This window comes from Pantoea rwandensis, assembly GCF_002095475.1.
GTDB lineage: Bacteria > Pseudomonadota > Gammaproteobacteria > Enterobacterales > Enterobacteriaceae > Pantoea > Pantoea rwandensis.
On the sequence record NZ_MLFR01000021.1, the window covers coordinates 1 to 18169 of the forward strand.

General features: G+C 54.5%; 15 protein-coding genes, 1 tRNA gene and 1 pseudogene. 6 read left to right on the top strand and 11 right to left on the bottom strand.

Annotation, left to right across the window (positions count from 1 at the left end):
* Positions 1–33: 33 nt before the first annotated feature.
* Positions 34–109 (top strand) — tRNA-Lys (locus tag HA51_RS18010).
* Between the two features lie 377 nt (positions 110–486).
* Here HA51_RS18010 and HA51_RS18015 read toward each other — a convergent pair.
* Positions 487–1956 (bottom strand): AlkA N-terminal domain-containing protein, encoded by a 1470-nt coding sequence (locus HA51_RS18015; RefSeq protein WP_084936054.1) that lies wholly within the window; start codon positions 1954–1956, stop codon positions 487–489.
* Positions 1957–2113: 157 nt separating this feature from the next.
* Between HA51_RS18015 and HA51_RS18020 the strand changes: the two genes are divergently transcribed.
* From HA51_RS18020 to pnuC, 3 genes are all read left to right on the top strand, one after another.
* On the top strand, positions 2114–2611 hold the full coding sequence (locus HA51_RS18020) for a methylated-DNA--[protein]-cysteine S-methyltransferase (RefSeq protein ID WP_084935972.1): 498 nt from the start codon (positions 2114–2116) through the stop codon (positions 2609–2611).
* A 135-nt stretch (positions 2612–2746) separates the two neighbouring features.
* On the top strand, positions 2747–3808 hold the full coding sequence (nadA, locus tag HA51_RS18025) for a quinolinate synthase NadA (protein ID WP_084935973.1): 1062 nt from the start codon (positions 2747–2749) through the stop codon (positions 3806–3808).
* A gap of 24 nt (positions 3809–3832) precedes the next feature.
* Positions 3833–4552, top strand: a complete 720-nt coding sequence (pnuC, locus tag HA51_RS18030) for a nicotinamide riboside transporter PnuC (protein ID WP_084935974.1) — start codon at positions 3833–3835, stop codon at positions 4550–4552.
* Here pnuC and zitB read toward each other — a convergent pair.
* From zitB to HA51_RS18050, 4 genes and pseudogenes are all read right to left on the bottom strand, one after another.
* Positions 4549–5517, bottom strand: a complete 969-nt coding sequence (gene zitB, locus HA51_RS18035; protein ID WP_084935975.1) for a CDF family zinc transporter ZitB — start codon at positions 5515–5517, stop codon at positions 4549–4551. The two genes, pnuC and zitB, sit on opposite strands and share 4 nt — an antisense overlap.
* Positions 5486–8544 (bottom strand): annotated as a pseudogene (locus HA51_RS18040) (ATP-binding protein). The gene zitB and the pseudogene HA51_RS18040 overlap by 32 nt, the downstream one beginning before the upstream one ends.
* An 8-nt stretch (positions 8545–8552) precedes the next feature.
* Complete coding sequence (locus HA51_RS18045) at positions 8553–9137, bottom strand: response regulator transcription factor (protein WP_084935976.1); 585 nt, start codon at positions 9135–9137, stop codon at positions 8553–8555.
* A 103-nt stretch (positions 9138–9240) separates the two neighbouring features.
* The gene (locus HA51_RS18050) at positions 9241–9594 is read right to left on the bottom strand and encodes a YbgS-like family protein (protein WP_211282965.1); all 354 of its coding nucleotides are present in this window, start codon (positions 9592–9594) and stop codon (positions 9241–9243) included.
* A gap of 298 nt (positions 9595–9892) precedes the next feature.
* On the opposite strand from HA51_RS18050, the gene aroG reads away from it, so the two are divergent.
* On the top strand, positions 9893–10945 hold the full coding sequence (gene aroG / locus HA51_RS18055; RefSeq protein ID WP_084935978.1) for a 3-deoxy-7-phosphoheptulonate synthase AroG: 1053 nt from the start codon (positions 9893–9895) through the stop codon (positions 10943–10945).
* Between the two features lie 62 nt (positions 10946–11007).
* Here the strand turns inward: aroG and gpmA are convergent, their stop codons facing one another.
* The 6 genes from gpmA to modE all read right to left on the bottom strand — a co-directional run bounded on the left by gpmA (position 11008) and on the right by modE (position 17824).
* Entirely contained in the window at positions 11008–11760 is a 753-nt protein-coding gene (gene gpmA / locus HA51_RS18060; RefSeq protein WP_084935979.1) for a 2,3-diphosphoglycerate-dependent phosphoglycerate mutase, read from the bottom strand.
* 153 nt (positions 11761–11913) lie between these two features.
* Positions 11914–12948, bottom strand: a complete 1035-nt coding sequence (galM, locus tag HA51_RS18065; protein WP_084935980.1) for a galactose-1-epimerase — start codon at positions 12946–12948, stop codon at positions 11914–11916.
* The gene (gene galK, locus HA51_RS18070) at positions 12942–14090 is read right to left on the bottom strand and encodes a galactokinase (protein WP_084935981.1); all 1149 of its coding nucleotides are present in this window, start codon (positions 14088–14090) and stop codon (positions 12942–12944) included. The genes galM and galK overlap by 7 nt, the downstream gene beginning before the upstream one ends.
* Positions 14091–15134: a galactose-1-phosphate uridylyltransferase gene (gene galT, locus HA51_RS18075; RefSeq protein WP_084935982.1), complete on the bottom strand. Its 1044-nt coding sequence runs from the start codon at positions 15132–15134 to the stop codon at positions 14091–14093.
* A gap of 359 nt (positions 15135–15493) precedes the next feature.
* The gene (modF, locus tag HA51_RS18080; RefSeq protein ID WP_084935983.1) at positions 15494–16966 is read right to left on the bottom strand and encodes a molybdate ABC transporter ATP-binding protein ModF; all 1473 of its coding nucleotides are present in this window, start codon (positions 16964–16966) and stop codon (positions 15494–15496) included.
* A 75-nt stretch (positions 16967–17041) separates the two neighbouring features.
* On the bottom strand, positions 17042–17824 hold the full coding sequence (modE, locus tag HA51_RS18085; protein ID WP_084935984.1) for a molybdenum-dependent transcriptional regulator: 783 nt from the start codon (positions 17822–17824) through the stop codon (positions 17042–17044).
* A gap of 117 nt (positions 17825–17941) precedes the next feature.
* Between modE and HA51_RS18090 the strand changes: the two genes are divergently transcribed.
* A complete protein-coding gene (locus HA51_RS18090; protein WP_039336632.1) occupies positions 17942–18100 on the top strand; it encodes an AcrZ family multidrug efflux pump-associated protein in 159 nt (52 codons plus the stop codon).
* Positions 18101–18169 lie beyond the last annotated feature (69 nt).

Here is an 18169-nt window from a genome sequence, read left to right on the forward strand (position 1 = left end):
ATCAAGTTTAAAGTTGTAAGCCGCTCCTCGAGCGGGTCGTTAGCTCAGTTGGTAGAGCAGTTGACTTTTAATCAATTGGTCGCAGGTTCGAATCCTGCACGACCCACCACTATGTAGAAAGGCGCCCTAAAGGCGCCTTTTTGCTTTTCTGCGTTTCTCAAATCTGTGACTCTCAAAATTTAGCCGTTATGGCTGCAGGTCCGTGCGTCAGCCCGTCAAGGCGGGACGGATCGCGCAGGAATCTCACATCCCTGTGGATCGGCCTCGCCATCCATGGCTCGGACGCTTCGCTCTTCCGCTCCCGCCTTAACTGGCTTATGAGGCTGATCGCTGCTTCATAAAAAGTGCATAGATGTGGCATGAAGGCGGTGATGAGGGGCGGTGGAGTAAAGCATCCGGCGCAGGGATGCGCTGGCTGAGCCTACAGGGATGTATTCACGGCGACTTTACGCAACCGCCCCTTATTGCCGACTGGAACGCTCAGGTTTATTTCTTGCCCGATTTATCCGGCGTCAAACTCTTCCAGATATGCAACACCGCATAGCTGCGCCACGGTCGCCATACCTGCGATAACTGTTCCGCCACTTTGGCACTTACCCCGCCGAGATTATTACGAATCGCAATATCCTCTTTAGGGAACGCATCCGGCCAACGTAGGGCGCGCATCGCAATATAACTCGCTGTCCATGGCCCCACGCCCTTTAATGCCAGCAGTTGCTGCTGCACCACGTCAGGATTCACCGCGCCATTAAAGCGCAGCGCACCGGAGGCGCAGGCCTGCGCGAGCGCCTGAATCGCCTGCGAGCGAGCACTCACGATGCCGAGGCTGGCAATATCATCAATGGTGGCTGTCGCGAGAGATTCCGCCGTAGGTGGTAAGCGAGAAAGCTCAGGCCATGGGGTTGCAAGTGGCTCACCAAAACGCTCCGCCACGCGGCTACTTAGGGTTGTGGCGGCTTTCACAGTCACCTGTTGACCAAGAATCGCTCGCACACCCAACTCAAAGCCGTCAAACGCTCCAGGAACGCGTAATCCTGGATAGCGTGCCAGACTGTCAGTTAACAACGGATCCTGGCTTAGCTGCTCGCTGATGCGCTGTGGTTGGGCATCCAGATCAAACAGGTCGCGCAGGCGACGCAGCAGGGCAGGCAGAACCGGTGTTAACGTCGTGGTGAACTGTACTTTGAGTGCCTGCTTCTCAGGCAGATGGCTGACGCGCACCCAGCCCCGACAGTTGCCTAGGGCCACGGTGCGGTGATAAGCCCCTTCGTTGACCCACTCCACCTCTTTCATCACACGCTGTTGCAGAAAATCGAGTATCGCATCCCAGTCATAGGGCGGACGATAGCTGAGACGCAGCTCAGCGCTCTCTTGCACCGTTGCCATACTCTCGGGCTGACTTTGCTTACGCAGGCGCGAGGGCGTCATACGATAGCGTGCCTGAAACACATCATTGAAACGGCGCAAACTGCGAAAACCACTGGCGTAGGCGATTTCGGTGACGGGTAGCGAGGTCTCGGTCAGTAACTGCTTCGCCAGTAGCATACGGCGCGTTTGCCGCAACTCGATTGGCGAGACGCCCAGCTCCTGTTGTACGACGCGGCGCAGTTGGCGCTCACTCAACGCAAACTCACTGGCAATCTCGGCAAGTGTCTCTTGCTCTTCCAACAAGCCCTCTTCAATACGTCGAATCAGGCGGTCGGCGATGCGGTGATGGCTGTCCACCGGCGCGAACCCTGGCGCTAATTCAGGGCGGCAACGCAGGCAAGGACGGAAGTGCGCTTTTTCAGCGGCTTCAGCGCTGGTGAAAAACAGGCAGTTTTTCTGCATCGGCGCTTTTACCGGGCAAATTGGTCGGCAGTAGATGCCCGTTGAGGTCACGCCGACGAAGAAGACGCCATCAAAGCGGCTATCGCGCGAGGTCAGCGCCTGGTAAGCAATGTCAGGATCAAACATCATCATCTCCAGCAAATAAAACGCATCGTCGCGCAAGTGGCTGAGCAAAACTCGCTGCTTTCGGACAGCTAACCAGTTTATGCTCATGGCCGAAAACAGCCAGTTTATCGTGGAAGAAGTGCGATAATGACGCACTGATTTACGCCGGAGGTGCACTATGTATCATGCCAAAATCATCCCCACACCCGTGGGCGAACTGACGCTGATCGCGACTGACAAAGGTTTGTCAGCGATTTTGTGGGAGAACGAAGGCTCCCAGCGCGTACCCTTGAAGCCGATTAGTCGCAACGACCTACACCCCATCTTGTGCGAGGCCGAGCGCCAGCTACGGGAGTATTTTGCGGGTGAACGCCAGCAGTTTGATATGCCCTATGACACGGTCGGCACCGAATTTCAGAAGCAAGTCTGGCAAGCGCTGCTCACGATTCCCTTTGGTGAAACACGTAGTTACCTGCAAATTGCGCAGCAGATCGGCAATCCTAAAGCGGTGCGCGCGGTTGGGGCGGCGAACGGTAAAAACCCGCTGTCGATAATGGCACCCTGCCATCGTGTGATTGGCAGTAACGGTAAGCTCACAGGTTTCGCGGGTGGTTTGGACGTCAAAGCCTTCCTGCTGGAGTTAGAAAGCCCGCAAAAAGCGTTAGGCGGCCTGTAAGTCGCATAAAAAAGAGACGACACTCTCGCGCATTTCCGCTATCGTGTTTAGCATATAAAACACGATAGCGGTTTTGATGCCGCATCATCGCTTTAATAGGCGATTTTGTTAAATTGAGAAAACGAGATCCGTGTCATGAGCCTAATGTTCGATCCTGAAAGCGCGATTTATCCTTTCCCGCCGAAACCGGCGCGTCTAAGTCAGGACGAAAAGTCCCATTACATCTCTGAAATCAAACGCTTACTAAAAGAGCGTGATGCGGTATTGGTCGCGCATTACTACACCGACCCTGAAATTCAGGCGCTGGCGGAAGAGACCGGCGGTTGTGTCTCGGACTCACTAGAAATGGCGCGCTTCGGCAGCAACCATCCGGCGAAAACGCTACTGGTGGCCGGGGTGCGTTTTATGGGCGAAACCGCGAAGATCCTCAGCCCAGAGAAAACCGTGCTGATGCCGACCTTACAAGCCGAATGTTCTCTGGATCTCGGTTGCCCGATCGAAGAGTTTAACCGTTTCTGTGACGAGCATCCGGATCGTACTGTCGTGGTGTATGCCAATACCTCCGCTGCCGTGAAAGCGCGTGCAGATTGGGTGGTGACTTCCAGCATTGCGGTGGAGCTGATCGAACATCTCGACAGCCTCGGAGAGAAAATCATCTGGGCGCCCGATCGCCATCTGGGCCGTTACGTCACCCAACAGACTAAAGCAGACGTTCTTTGCTGGCAGGGCGCGTGCATCGTGCATGATGAGTTCAAAACCCAAGCCTTGCAGCGCATGAAAACGCTCTATCCAGAAGCGGCAGTCCTCGTCCATCCTGAATCCCCGCAGGCCATCGTCGATTTGGCGGATGCGGTGGGTTCCACCAGCCAGCTGATTCAGGCAGCGAAAAACTTGCCGCATCCGCAAATGATCGTGGCGACCGATCGCGGCATCTTCTACAAAATGCAGCAGGCAGTGCCCGATAAAGAGCTACTGGAAGCGCCAACAGCGGGCGAGGGTGCCACCTGTCGTACCTGTGCGCACTGCCCGTGGATGGCGATGAATGGCCTGCAAGCAATAGCAGAAGGGTTGGAGCACGGTGGCAGCGAGCATGAAATTCATGTTGACGACGCACTGCGTGAAGCCGCATTGATACCGCTTAACCGCATGCTAGACTTTGCAGCACAACTCAAACTCAAGGTGAAAGGGAACGCGTAAGCGGCTTTCATACAGGTGCAGATCATGGACTTCTTCAGCACACAAAATATTCTGGTTCACATCCCTATTGGCGTCGGCGGCTACGACCTGTCGTGGATAGAAGCTGTGGGTACGATTGCGGGGCTGCTGTGTATCTGGCTCGCCAGCCAGGAAAAGATCATCAACTACTTCTTCGGGCTGATTAACGTCACGCTGTTTGCAGTGATCTTCTTCCAGATTCAGCTGTATGCCAGTTTATTGCTGCAGCTGTTCTTCTTTGTTGCCAACGTCTACGGCTGGTACGCGTGGAGCCGACAAAACACCGCCAATGAAGCAGCACTCAAAATTCGCTGGCTGCCGTTGCCAAAAGCGCTCGGTTGGGGCGCGGCGTGCGTCATCGCCATTGCGCTGATGACGCTGTATATCGATCCGGTATTCGCTTTTCTGACCAAAACCGCCGTCGGTATCATGCAGAGTCTCGGCCTTAACGTGACGATGCCACAACTGCAGCCGGATGCATTCCCGTTCTGGGATTCCTGCATGATGGTGTTATCGATTGTGGCGATGATCCTGATGACGCGTAAATACGTCGAAAATTGGCTGCTGTGGGTAGTGATCAACGTGATTAGCGTAATGATCTTTGCTCGCCAGGGCGTGTACGCGATGTCGCTGGAGTACGTAATTCTCACCTTGATTGCGCTTAACGGTTCGCGTCTGTGGATGCAAAGTGCGCGTGAGCACGGGTCACGCGCATTGTCGAATTAATGATGGTGGTGAGCGTGGCCTTCCAGCGCAGCATGTTCATGGTGATCGTGCTGCGCTGAACTATTTACAGCACAGAGTTCACAATCCGGTCCCACACATGGCTGATACTCCATCTGCACTGTGGCGTGGGCAATTTGATAATGTTGATGCAGATACTGGTGAATGCTGCGCAGCAACCCGTCATGATCGTATGGCGGAATTACCTGCACATGCAGCGTCAGCACCGGCTTCTCACCCACTTGCCAGACATGCACGTGATGCACATTGCGCACTTCCGCAATGTTGCGTGTCAACTCGCGCGCCAGCTTATCGACGTTAATGTTGCTCGGTGCGCCTTCCAGCAGTTCGTGCAAACTTTCGCGCAGCAGTGACCAGGCACTGCGTACCACCAACAAAGACACCAGCAAGGACAGAATCGGGTCAATCGGTGTCCAGCCGGTCAGCATAATGATCACCGCGGCGACAATCGCGCCCACAGAGCCAAGTAGATCGCCCAGCACATGCAGTGCCGCGGCGCGCACGTTAAGGTTCTTCTCTTCACTGCCTCGGTGCAGCAACCAGAACGACAGCAGGTTGGCCAACAAACCGGCGATGCCAATACCGAGCATCAATCCGCCAGCAACAGGCTGAGGCTGATAGAAACGGCGCAGCGCTTCCCAGACGATGAGCGCCGTGATCACCAGCAGCGCGATAGCATTGATGAATGCTGCTAGCGTGGTCAGCCGCAGTAAGCCAAATGTATGACGTGCGTTGGGCTTGCGCTGGGCAAATTGCACCGCCAACAGCGCCATCAATAACGCCGCTGCATCGGTGAGCATATGCCCGGCATCGGCCAGCAGCGCCAGTGAACCTGAAACCACGCCGCCAATCACTTCGACAACCATAAACAGTGCAGTGATGCCAAATGCTGCTGCTAAACGTGAACGGTTGCCGTTATGCTCGCTGTGAGAATGAGTGTGTGCCATAGCTTTCCAGTTGTTCCAGTAACCTGTTCGTTAATGATATCAGTAAATTGAGCGCATCAGCGTCCACCTGCTGCTGTTTCGCACGCTCGATCAGTTGCTGGCACGGCTCAGCGATGTGATCCATACCCAATAGCAACCAACTGCCTTTCATGCGATGCGCGGCGCTCTCCAGTGCCGCCCAGTCACCTTTCTCACTGGCATTGAGCAGCGCATCGCGATCCTGCTGTAATGTTCGTTGCAGCGTCTGGCAGATGCGGGGAATGAAGGCGTCATTATGCTGTGCCAGAATCTGTAGGCTTTCAGGTAAGCGACTGAGGGGATCGGCCACCGCACGCGCCAGCAGTGGCGCCAAATCCGTCAACGTAATCGGTTTCAGTAACAAAGCCTCATGCTGCTGCAGCGTGAATTTCAGCAGTTGCACATCAGCCGAACAGAGTATGCGCAATGCGGGGCTGAGGCGATGCCGCTGACGACGGCGCAATATACGCAGCAGTGATAAGCCATCCGGTCGAGGCATCATCTGATCGATCAGCAGCACATCAAAGGGCTGATGCGCATCGGCGCGCAACAAGCTGCGCCCTTCCTCAAACAATTCAGCGGTGATACCAAAATGGGCTAATTGCTGCTGCATCACCAACAAATTGGTGGGATGGTCATCGACAATCGCCACACGCAGATGGGGGTAACGCGGCCAGCTATCTCGATGATCGGCCGGAACGCTCTCGCACACCTCCAGCGGCAATTGAACGTTCACCTGAGTGCCTTTGCCAGGTTCTGAGGTGAGTGCCAGGCTTCCCCCCATACGCTGCACAATCTCGCGACAGATAAATAAGCCTAAACCGCTGCCCTGCACCGCATGGCTTCTGCCTGATGGAGCCTGATACCAAGGCTCGAACAGTTGCGCCTGCTCATTCAATGGGATCCCACTGCCGCTATCGGCGACGGTGAAGTAAATTTGATCATCCACCTGCAGTGTTAATCGCACTTCACCGCTACGCGTAAATTTGAGTGCATTCGCCACCAGATTGTTGACCACCTGCTGTAAACGGTCGCCATCCAACATCACCCAAGCGGGCAGCGGTGTTAGCGCTTCAACAATCAGCACCGGTCCTGCGTCGCGCATCAGTGGATGGTAGAGCTGTTGCTGCTGTTGCAGCCAGTGCGTCAGATTAAGCGGGCGCGGTGTCAGGCGGAAACTCTGATTCTCAATGCGCGCGTGATCTTGCAGATCGTTGAGCAGGGCCATCAGTGAGCGAGCGCTGCTGTGCATCAATGTCAGCCGCTCGCTGGGATGTTGCTGTTGCTCCAGCTCCAGCAGGCCCAAAATGGCCTGCATCGGTGTGCGTAGCTCATGGCTGGCTGTGGCAAGGAATTGGCTTTTGGCCGCGTTGGCGCGTTCGGCTTGTTCACGCTGTAGCCGATCTCGACGCTGTTGCAGGTAACGGCGTAGCAACAGAAACAGCAGCAGCAGGATAATCAGGCCAGAGGCGATCAGGATCATCAGCGGGATATTGCGCATTGCCATACTGGTGCCGGGCTGTGGCGGCTGCGACCAGCTGATGCGCATCTGATTTAGCGTATCCGGTGGAATTTGTTGTAGGGCATGATCCAGCAGCGCGCGCAGTTGCGGCTGATCGCCACTGACTTGGGGGGCGAGCGGCCACGCAATATCACTGGCGGCAAAGGCCAGATGAACGCGATTGTCGGTATGGCTGGCCATACGCCAGCGCGCCGACAGCACGTTATCCACCAGCGCATCGATTTGACCACTGTTGAGGGCTTGCCACAGTTGCGCACGATCATCGAACAGTTGTGGCGTAAGATTCGCAGGCAGCAAGCGCTGAGCTAAATCACCTCGTAACACACCCAATCGCCCACTCTGCAAAGATTGCCATCCCATGGGTTGCTGAGTATTCAGGGTATAAATCCCCCAAATGGCGCGCCAGACGGCAGGGTGTTGCTGCTGGCATCGTCGCCGTACAACGGCTGCAAAAGGTTGAGCATCACCTGATGTTGTTTTAACAGCACCTCAGCCTGTTGAGGACTGCTGACCCAGTGTGGTGTAAAGCGCAGGCCGGTGCTTTGGCTCAAAGCATTGAGTAGATCGATACCGAATCCTCGCGCATTACCGCTGCTATCTCGATAGCTCCAAGGCGCGTTATCCGCTTCGACAGCGAAGGGAATGGCTTGCTGCTGGGCCAGCCACTGTTTTTCGTCGCGAGTTAGTATCAGCGTTTGCGTATCTTGGTAACGCAACAGCGGCGGACTCCAGCGCTGTTGCACGCGATTGCTAAATTCAGCAGGCAGCAGTCGAAGTTGCGTGTTGAGCCAGTGAATCAAAGTGGGATCGCGTGCCAGCGCCCGCAAGGAGAGTTCACCAGCGCCGGGATCGGCGGTGATTTGGTAAATTTGCCCCTGTTGCAACTGACTTAACAGAAAACCCGCACTGGCTTCATCGGCAACCAGATAATCGCTCTGTTGGTTGAGCAGGGCATACATGGCCTGCAAATCGCCTGGCAGGCGGTGCCATTGATGGCTGCGCACAAAGGTATCGGGCAGCTGTGCCAGTGTCGCCTCGGCAATGGTGAGCTGTGCATTATCACTGTTGAACATCACGGCGCGCTGGTTTTCACGGTTACGGTAGATGCGTATTGGGCTGTTGTACCAGCTGTCGCTCAGCAAGAAGTCGTCAGGGAGTTGAGCGTGTTCGTTACTCAATACGAAATCGACTTTACCCTCCTTCAACGCGGCCAGTTGCTGGGTGCGATCGGGATAGCTTTGTAGGATAAAATGGGTGCCCGTGAGTTGGCTTAATGCACTGAGGTAATCTGCATCAATACCCCAGATACGATCCCCGATACGCATAGCCCAGGGCGCACTGTTTTGTGCCGGTACGGCAACCCGCAGCGTCGGGGACGGCCAGGGTTCAGCGTGCGGGGCTGGCATCATGGCGGGGAGCATTACGCTGCTGGCGGGTTGTAACTCGGCACGTGCGGCGATGCTAAACAGCAGCGCGCACAGCAGCATGATGACTTTCACTGTTGTGCTTTCCACAGTTCAGCCAGTTCAACCACCGACTGTACGCCGGTTTTCTCCAGGATGTTTTTCTTATGGGTGCTGACGGTTTTATTGCTGATATGCAGCTGTTCGCCAATCTGCAAATTCGACAATCCACGCACCAGCAGGGCGACAATTTGCTGTTCTTTCTCCGTGAGCGGCAGTTCGATAGGTCCCGGCAGCGGTGGGAAGGCCTGATGACCGCCCAGTACCGCCAGGATCGCGCTCAACAACTGCGCCATACTTTGACTCTTTACCACATAGCCCGATGCACCCAGCGATACCGCGCTCAGTAACGTATGGCGATTTTGTTGTGCTGAATAAATCAGCACTGGGCAGTGTTCATCGCGTGCGCGCAGCCGACGCAGTAGCTCTAATCCATCGCTATGCGGTAAGCCAATATCGAGCACGATAAGATCGATTTTATGCTGTTTCAGCAACTGCCTTGCCTGTGCCTCATCAGCCGCTGCGTGCAACTGCAAGGGAATGGGCGCATTTACGCAGGCCGCTTCCAGCGCGACTTCAACTAAGGGATGGTCGTCAATAAGCAATAGTGAAGCCATGAAACAGTTCCTGTGAAATTCATGGCTTTAGCATAGCGGAAAAGGGTGATTGAAAAAATAAAGGGAGAGCGAAAGCTCTCCCTTTGTGTGATTAGCGACACGCTTACTGCGTTGTGCCATCTGTTTTATGTTTAACGTGGCCGCCACCTTTTTTGGTTTCGACCTTTTTGTTCATATCCGGACATTTGCCGTCTTTGCACATTGTATTTTTGTGCACCTCATTAGCCGACATATTCCCACTGCTGGTCCCGGAGCTGGCTGCACTGTTGGTATTCATGCTGCCATTATTAATTTTGCTGTTATCCACTTTATTTGGTGGCAGATTTTGTTTTGCACCACCCGCTGCCGCGCCAGCCTCTGCTGAAGCATTAGCTTCACCGTTATTATCTGCAGCCATAGCTACGCCGCTGCCTAACGTCATCGCTGCCGTGAGAAAGATAATTGCAAACTTATTCATCATTATGCTCCTTTAATCGATGGAGAGTTGCCGTCTTACACCCGCTGGTGCTGAGCGACGCATGAAACTGGTGGTGACGGAATATAATTCCATCATTAACGCTTCGCTTAAAAATTTAATATCGAAAGTAAGCTATTCCTCAGTGCTTACGTTTAAAAAGCTTAGTCGATGACCGTATAAATGCAAATTTAACAAATGCATTTCCACGCGTGTGGAATTTACACCTGATGCCTGAAGGGATACATTTGACAGGTTGCGCCCGGCGAACGCTGGGCCAGAAATTTGAATGGAATTATGTATGGATTATCAGAACGACGATTTACGCATCAGAGAAATCAAAGAATTATTACCGCCTGTTGCTTTGCTCGAAAAATTCCCCGCTACCGATAAAGCCGCTGAAACCGTTGCTCAGGCACGTCAGGCTATTCACCGCATTCTGCACGGTCAGGACGACCGTCTGCTGGTGGTGATTGGACCATGCTCGATTCATGATACCGAAGCCGCAAAAGAGTACGCTGGCCGTCTGCTGACGCTACGCGATGAGCTGAAAGGCGAGCTAGAAGTGGTGATGCGCGTTTATTTCGAAAAGCCGCGCACCACAGTCGGTTGGAAAGGGCTGATCAACGATCCGTTTATGGACGGCAGTTTCCAGATCAACGATGGCCTGCGCCTGGCGCGTAAGCTGCTGGTCGATATCAATGACATCGGTCTGCCAGCTGCAGGCGAGTTCCTGGATATGATCACTCCGCAGTACATGGCGGATCTGATGAGTTGGGGCGCGATTGGCGCACGTACCACTGAATCACAGGTACACCGCGAACTCTCTTCTGGTCTCTCTTGCCCGGTTGGCTTTAAAAACGGCACCGATGGCACCATCAAAGTGGCCATTGATGCGATCGGGGCAGCCAGCGCACCGCACTGCTTCCTCTCCGTCACCAAATATGGTCATTCGGCGATTGTCGAAACCAGCGGTAACGAAGATTGCCATATCATTCTGCGCGGCGGTAAAGAGCCGAATTACAGTGCAGAGCATGTGGCAGCGGTAAAAACCGGTCTGGATAAAGCAGGATTGCGTCCGCAGGTCATGATCGATTTCAGCCATGCGAACAGCAGCAAGCAGTTCCAGCGTCAGATGGTGGTGGCAGAAGACGTTGCGCAGCAGATCGCAGGCGGTGAGCAGGCGATTACCGGCGTGATGATTGAGAGCCATCTGGTGGAAGGTAATCAGAGCCTCGACAGCGGTAAACCACTGGTTTACGGCCAGAGCGTGACCGATGCATGCATTGGCTGGGAAGATACTGAGAAAGCATTGCGTCAACTGGCGCTGGCGATCAAACAGCGTCGTGGCTAACCTCTTCCGCGCAATAAAAAAGGCCAGACTCGCGTCTGGCCTTTTTGTTTTCTAGCCGGGAATTACTTGGCTTTACCCTGGTTAGCAACGGCTGCAGCTTTCGCGGCAATCTCGTCTGCATCACCCAGGTAGTAACGCTTAAGCGGTTTGAAGTTCTCGTCGAACTCATACACCAACGGCACGCCGGTTGGGATGTTCAGTTCAAGAATCTCGTCTTCGCTCAGGTTATCAAGATATTTTACCAGTGCACGCAGTGAGTTACCGTGTGCAGCAACGATCACTTTCTCACCACTTTTGATGCGCGGCAGAATGTTTTCATTCCAGTAAGGAATCACGCGCTCAATGGTCAGTGCCAGGCTTTCGGTGGTTGGCAGCTGTGCATCGGTCAGTGATGCGTAACGTGGATCGTGGCCAGGGAAACGCTCGTCCGCACGGTCCAGCTCTGGTGGAGTGATGGCAAAGCCACGACGCCACTGTTTAACTTGCTCGTCACCGTATTTGGCAGCGGTTTCAGCTTTATCCAGACCCTGCAGCGCACCGTAGTGACGCTCGTTCAGACGCCAGGTTTTTTCAACCGGCAGCCAAGCCTGATCCAGCTCATCCAGCACGTTCCACAGGGTGTGGATGGCACGTTTCAGCACAGAGGTGTAGGCGAAATCAAACACGAAACCTTCGTTCTTCAGCAGCTGACCGGCTGCTTTGGCTTCGGTGCGACCTTTGTCAGACAGATCCACGTCATACCATCCGGTGAAGCGGTTTTCCTGGTTCCACTGGCTTTCGCCGTGTCGCACCAGAACCAGCTTAGTTACGGCCATAGCTTAACTCCTTAATACTTGATGTTTCGATGATTATAGAAACCGGCTGCGGCCACCTGAACAAGCGGCTCACTGATAGCGCCATACCATAGCGGAAAACAACGCACGGCGTAAGCCTGTCGGCAACGCAGTGCGCGTTTTTCATCCGGCGTCTTACTGCGGCGTAAAGCGATAACGCGTCTCAGACTGCCAGCGGTCGCCTGGTTGCAGCCAGCAATCAGGCTGCGGCCACTCGCTATGGTTGGGCGAATCCGGTAAAAATTCACTCTCCAACGCGATGCCCTGGAAAGCAGTATAGCTGCCCTGTTCACGGGCGCGTGTTCCATCCAGATAGTTGCCGGAGTAGAACTGCAGTGCCGGTGCAGCGGTAAACACGGTCAGCGCCAGCTTGCCATCGGCCGACCAGAGCTGGGCAGCGGGCTGAGTGCTGTCGCCCGCGGTGTTGAGCAGAAACGCATGGTCATAGCCTTTCACCGCTTTTTGATCGTCATCGGCGAGGAAGTCATCCATCACGCACTTCGGCTGATTGAAATCGAAGCTGGTGCCGGCCACCGCTTTCAGTGGTGCGTTAGGAATGCCTGCATTGTCGACGGGTAAATAACGATCCGCGTGCAGTTGTAAGCGATGCTGGCGTGCATCGCCATGATGCGCATCAAGATTGAAGTAAGCATGGTTGGTCAGGTTAACCGGGCAGGCTTGATCGGTCTGCGCTTCATAGCGGATCGATAGGCAGTTATCATCGTCCAGGTGGTACACCACATCGGCAATCAAATTTCCCGGGAAGCCCTGATCGCCATCCGGTGAATCGAGACGATAATGCACCTCAGTCTCGCTCTGGCTGACAATCTGCCAGCGGCGTTTATCAAAACCCTCAGGTCCGCCGTGCAACTGATGCGCGCCCTGATTGGCTGCCAGCAGCCGATTAATTGGCTTGAGCTCGGCGGAAGCAATGCGGTTGGCATAACGGCCAATCGTCGCCCCGAGATAGGCATCCTGATGCAAATAATCTGAAGGCGTGGCGCAGCCGAGTAACGCCTCACGCACGCTGTGATCCGGCATTGTTACGCGCGCAGAGAGCCAGGTTGCACCCCAATCCATAAACGTTGCCACCATGCCATTGCTGTTGCGCAGCACGGTGATACGCCACGGTTGCCCGTCTGGCGCATGCGAATTCACGTCACTTACCATTGGCCCGCTCCTGCTGAAGCTTTGCAAACGTAGAAGGTTTCTTTGATACCGGTTTGTGCTTGGTATTTTTCCGCGACCACGGCTTTCACCTGATCCACCAGATCGGTTGGCATCAGTGCCACGATACAGCCGCCGAAACCGCCGCCGGTCATACGCACGCCGCCGCGTGGTCCGATTTCTGCTTTAACGATCTCAACCAACTGATCGATCGGTGGCACGGTGATCTCGAAATCATCACGCATTGACGCGTGTGACTCCGCCATTAATTCGCCCATACGTTTCAGGTCACCTTTGCTCAATGCATCTGCGGCTTCCAGCGTACGAGCATTCTCGGTGATAACATGGCGCACGCGTTTCGCCACCAACGCATCCAACTGAGATTCCGACGCTTCGAATTCTTCTAACGTCACATCGCGCAGTGCCGGTTTGTTAAAGAAGCGCGCACCGGTTTCACACTGTTCGCGGCGGGTGTTGTATTCGCTGCCCACCAGTGTTCGACGGAAATTAGAGTTGATGATCACGACCGCGACATCTTCCGGCATTGAAACTGCGCGTGTACCCAGCGTACGGCAATCCAGCAGCATGGCGTGATCGGGCTGACCCAAGGCAGATATCAACTGATCCATGATGCCGCAGTTGCAGCCGACGAATTGGTTCTCCGCTTCCTGACCGTTAACCGCAATGGCGGCCCCATCCAGCTTCAGCTGATACAACTGCTGGAACACGGTGCCGACTGCCACTTCCAGTGATGCCGATGAACTCAGACCCGCGCCCTGAGGCACGTTGCCGCTGATCACCAGATCGGCACCGCCGAAACTCGCATCACGCTTCTGCAAATGTTTCACCACGCCGCGCACGTAGTTGGCCCACATCGGCTCTTTTAAGGCTTCAATCGGTGTATCCAGCGAGAAGCTATCCTGCTGGTTGTCATAATCAACCGCGACCACACGCACTTGGCGATCGTCGCGCTTGGCGCAGGCAATCACGGTTTGGTAGTCGATGGCACACGGCAGGACAAAACCGTCATTGTAGTCAGTGTGTTCGCCGATCAGGTTCACACGGCCTGGTGCCTGAATGCTGTGGGTGGGCTGATAGCCGAAAACGTCAGCGAATACCTGTTGAGTAATGGATTTTAATGACATTTATTGCGCCTCGCGGAAATGGATATCGCTGACAGAACGCAGACGTTCTGCTGCCTGTTCCGCCGTTAAATCGCGTTGGGTTTCGGCCAGCATTTCGTAGCCAACCATAAATTTACGCACCGTGGCTGAACGCAGCAGCGGCGGATAGAAATGGGCATGCAGCTGCCAGTGTTCGTTGGACTCGCCATTAAACGGCGCACCGTGCCAGCCCATTGAGTAGGGGAAGGAGCACTGGAACAGATTGTCGTAGCGACTGGTGAGCTGCTTGAGCGCCAGCGCCAGATCACTGCGCTGGGCCGGTGTGAGGTCGGTAATGCGTTTGATATGAGCTTTTGGCAGCAGCAGGGTTTCAAACGGCCACGCAGCCCACCACGGCACGACGGCGAGCCAGTGTTCGGTTTCCACTACGGTACGGCTGCCATCTTTCAACTCGCGCGCGACGTAATCCACCAGCATCGGCGAACCTTTTTCGTCAAAGTAGCGGCGCTGATTATCATCTTCTTTTTGCGCTTCATTTGGCAGAAAACTGTTGGCCCAGATCTGGCCGTGCGGATGCGGGTTCGAGCAGCCCATCGCCGCGCCTTTGTTCTCAAACACCTGCACCCACGGATAGTGCTGCCCAAGATCGGCGGTCTGCTCTTGCCAGGTGCGGACGATATCTTCCAGTCCACTCAGCGGCAGCTCCGGCAGCGTTTTGCTGTGATCAGGCGAGAAGCAGATCACGCGGCTGGTGCCACGTGCGCTTTCACAACGCATCAGAATGTCTTCGCTTTCTGGTGCATCAGGCGTATCGGTCATCAACGCGGCAAAGTCGTTGGTGAACACATAGGTGCTTTTGTAATCGGGATTTTTGTCACCGGTGATGCGCGTGTTCCCGGCACACAAGAAGCAGTCAGGATCGTGCGCGGGCAGTTGTTCTAAGGCAGGGGTTTCCTGCGCGCCTTGCCACGGACGTTTAGCACGATGCGGTGAGACCAGCACCCACTGATCGATCAATGGGTTATAACGGCGATGTGGGTGATCGACCGGATTAAATTTTTCCATAACAAGTCCTGGTAAACGGCAAACGGATCAAAATGACTGCGGTAAAAGTAGCACAAAGGCCAGTGTGAAAGCGTGATCCAGTCTGGATAAATGGTATCGTTTACACAAGGTGACGATTCTCATTTTGTGGGGTTATAGCGATTGTTTGCTGAAATACCAGGCAGGTAAATGGTAGCGGTTACATGTCCCGTTTGTTGAGGTGCGCATAAATGCGCACCCTACATATTGGGGCGCCATTTATGACGTCCGAATTATCGTATGGATGTGCATTCTAGGGTGTAGGGGCATCATTTATGACGCCCGAATTATCATATGGATGTGCATTCTAAAGTGTAGGGGCGCCATTTATGGCGCCCGGATCAACGCAGGTCATCCTGCTGATAGCCGTAACCCACATCCTGTTTCACAAAACTCAAGCGATGCGTAATACACTGCGGCGCATCTTCGGCGTGGTGTGAGACAAACAGCAGCTGTGTGCGGCCTTCACCAATCAGCACATCGACAAAGCGCCGCACCAACTGGCGGTTGATCGGATCCAACCCCTGAAGCGGTTCATCGAGGATCAGCAGAGTAGGGTGTTTCACCAACGCACGAGCAATCAACACTAATCGCTGCTGGCCCCATGAAAGGCTGTGGAACGGCGAATCGGCCAGATGATTATCCATGCCCAGCAGTGCCAGCCACTGGCGTGCCAGCGCTTTCTGACGGTCAGAAGCAGGTTGGTACAGGCCAATCGAATCGAAAAAGCCGGAAAGCACCACGGTGCGCACGTTACAACTCACGCGATAATCAAGGTGCAAGCTGCTACTGACATAACCGATATGTTGTTTGATGTCCCAAATGGTTTCACCGCTGCCGCGGCGAATGCCGAACAGCGTTAAATCGTTGCTGTAGCCCTGGGGATGATCGCCCGTCACCAGGCTGAGTAGGGTGGATTTACCCGCGCCGTTTGGACCAACAATCTGCCAGTGCTCACCGGGATTGACCTGCCAGCTCAGCCCATCTATCACTGCCACATCGTTATATGACACCACGCCGTTACGCAGTACCACACGCGGCGCATCATCAGCGAGATGCGGTAGCTGATCCGGCTCATCGGGTTCCGGCAACGCCATGCCTTCCAGTTTCTCACTGTGTGCCAGCTGGGCCACCAGCGCTTCGGCCAATATCGCCTTGCGTTCACCTACGTGGGTCAAGGTACATTCCGCTAGCACGCCCACCCGCTGCACAAAGTCAGGAATATCATCAAAGCGGTTAAGCACCAGCACCACCGAATAGCCGTGTTGATGCAGATCGCTCAACGTATCCGCCAGACTGGCGCGTGAGGCGACATCCAGTCCGTCGAAAGGCTCATCAAGAATTAACAAATCCGGTTGTGCCATCAGCGCCTGACACAGCAGCGTCTTGCGCGTCTCGCCAGTGGACAAGTATTTGAAGCGACGATCCAGCAAATAGGTGATGCCAAACTGCTGCGCCAGCGCCTGACAGCGCGCTTCGTCTTTCACTTCGTCCTGAATGATTTGCGCAGCGGTGCGGCCAGTATCGTCCTCACCTTCGCTCAGCATATCCGTGTTGTTGCGTTCCCACTCATCTCGGACCAGTTTTTGCAGCTGTTCAAGTGACAGGCGCGTGCGGCGTTGAAAGTCCTGCGTTACGCGGCCTTTGCCGGGCGCGAGTTCGCCGGAAAGTGCGCGCGCCAGCGACGATTTACCGCTGCCGTTCGCACCGACAAAGGCCCAACTTTCGCCGCTGTTGAGGGTGAGATCGTTAAGTGACAGTGCTCGAGTGTCGCTAAGGTGAAATATGCCTTGCGAAATTTGCAATGAAGCCATGATTCATTCCATTTTATGCATCGTGCACTCAGTTGTAGCGAGCGAAGCAGGTGAAGTCAAATCATGGCCTGGATTTCAGAGCAGTGTGGCGATGATGGCGTGTTCAGCATTAAAACTGGCGGTTACGCTGTCGCCTGGCTGTAGATTCTGCTGCTGTACTTGCGCATTGTTCACGGTGGCACACAGGGTTTCACCGCTTGGCAATGCCATCAGGATTTCGCTCACCTGATCACCCACCTCGATCGCGCTGATCGCCACCTTGAGCTGATTATCGCTCCCCGATGCCTCACGACTCACCTGAATCCACGGCGCTTTAATCAGCACTAATACCTCTTTACCGCTGTCGAGCTGTAGGCGTTCGGCGCTGCGTTCTGTAATTGCCACCTGCAATCGCGTCACGCCGTCCGCTAGCTGTACCTCAATATGCTGTTGTACCTGATGATGATCGCGCGCCATGACCTTACCAAAGAGCTGGTTTCGCGCACTGGTTTGCAATGAAAAACGCGCAATCGCCGCCAGCAAACTGTCGAGCGGCAGACTGTCATTTTGCAACGCATCATAGGCTTTTTGCTGAATCTGCTCCATCAGGTGGAACAGTTGAATCAGACGCTCACCATAACGCGTCAGCTGCGCACCGCCGCCGCCTTTGCCACCGGTTGCCCGATCAACTAAAGTTTGATCAGCCATCTGATTCATATCGTTGATGGCATCCCAGGCACTTTTGTAGCTGATGCCGGCTAATTTGGCCCCCTGACTGATGGAGCCGGTTTCCTGCACGCGTTTCAGCAGTTCGATGCGGCGAGGATCGGCAAACAGCTTCTGCTGAAGACGAATGTGGAGAGAAAGTTCTGCCTGCATGTCAGCTCCTTAGGTTATTCCGACAAGTGTAAGGCCAAAAGTAAAAGCACGAAAAGGGCAGTGCGTTTTTTTCCCTAACCGTTACAATCACTTTTTTATTTTCTGCGTGAGGTTTCCATGCTGGAACTGCTTAAAAGCCTGGCTGTGGCTGTGATCATGGTGCCAATTGTGATGGCCATTATGCTCGGTTTGATTTACGGCTTGGGTGAAGTTTTCAACGTCATCTCAAAATTTGGCCGCCGCGACGATCGTCCTGCCAACAGCTCACATCATTGATTTCTAAACGCCCGCACCCTGCGGCGTTTTATCCTTAACTTCCGTCAATTTCTGCCGATATAAAGCTCA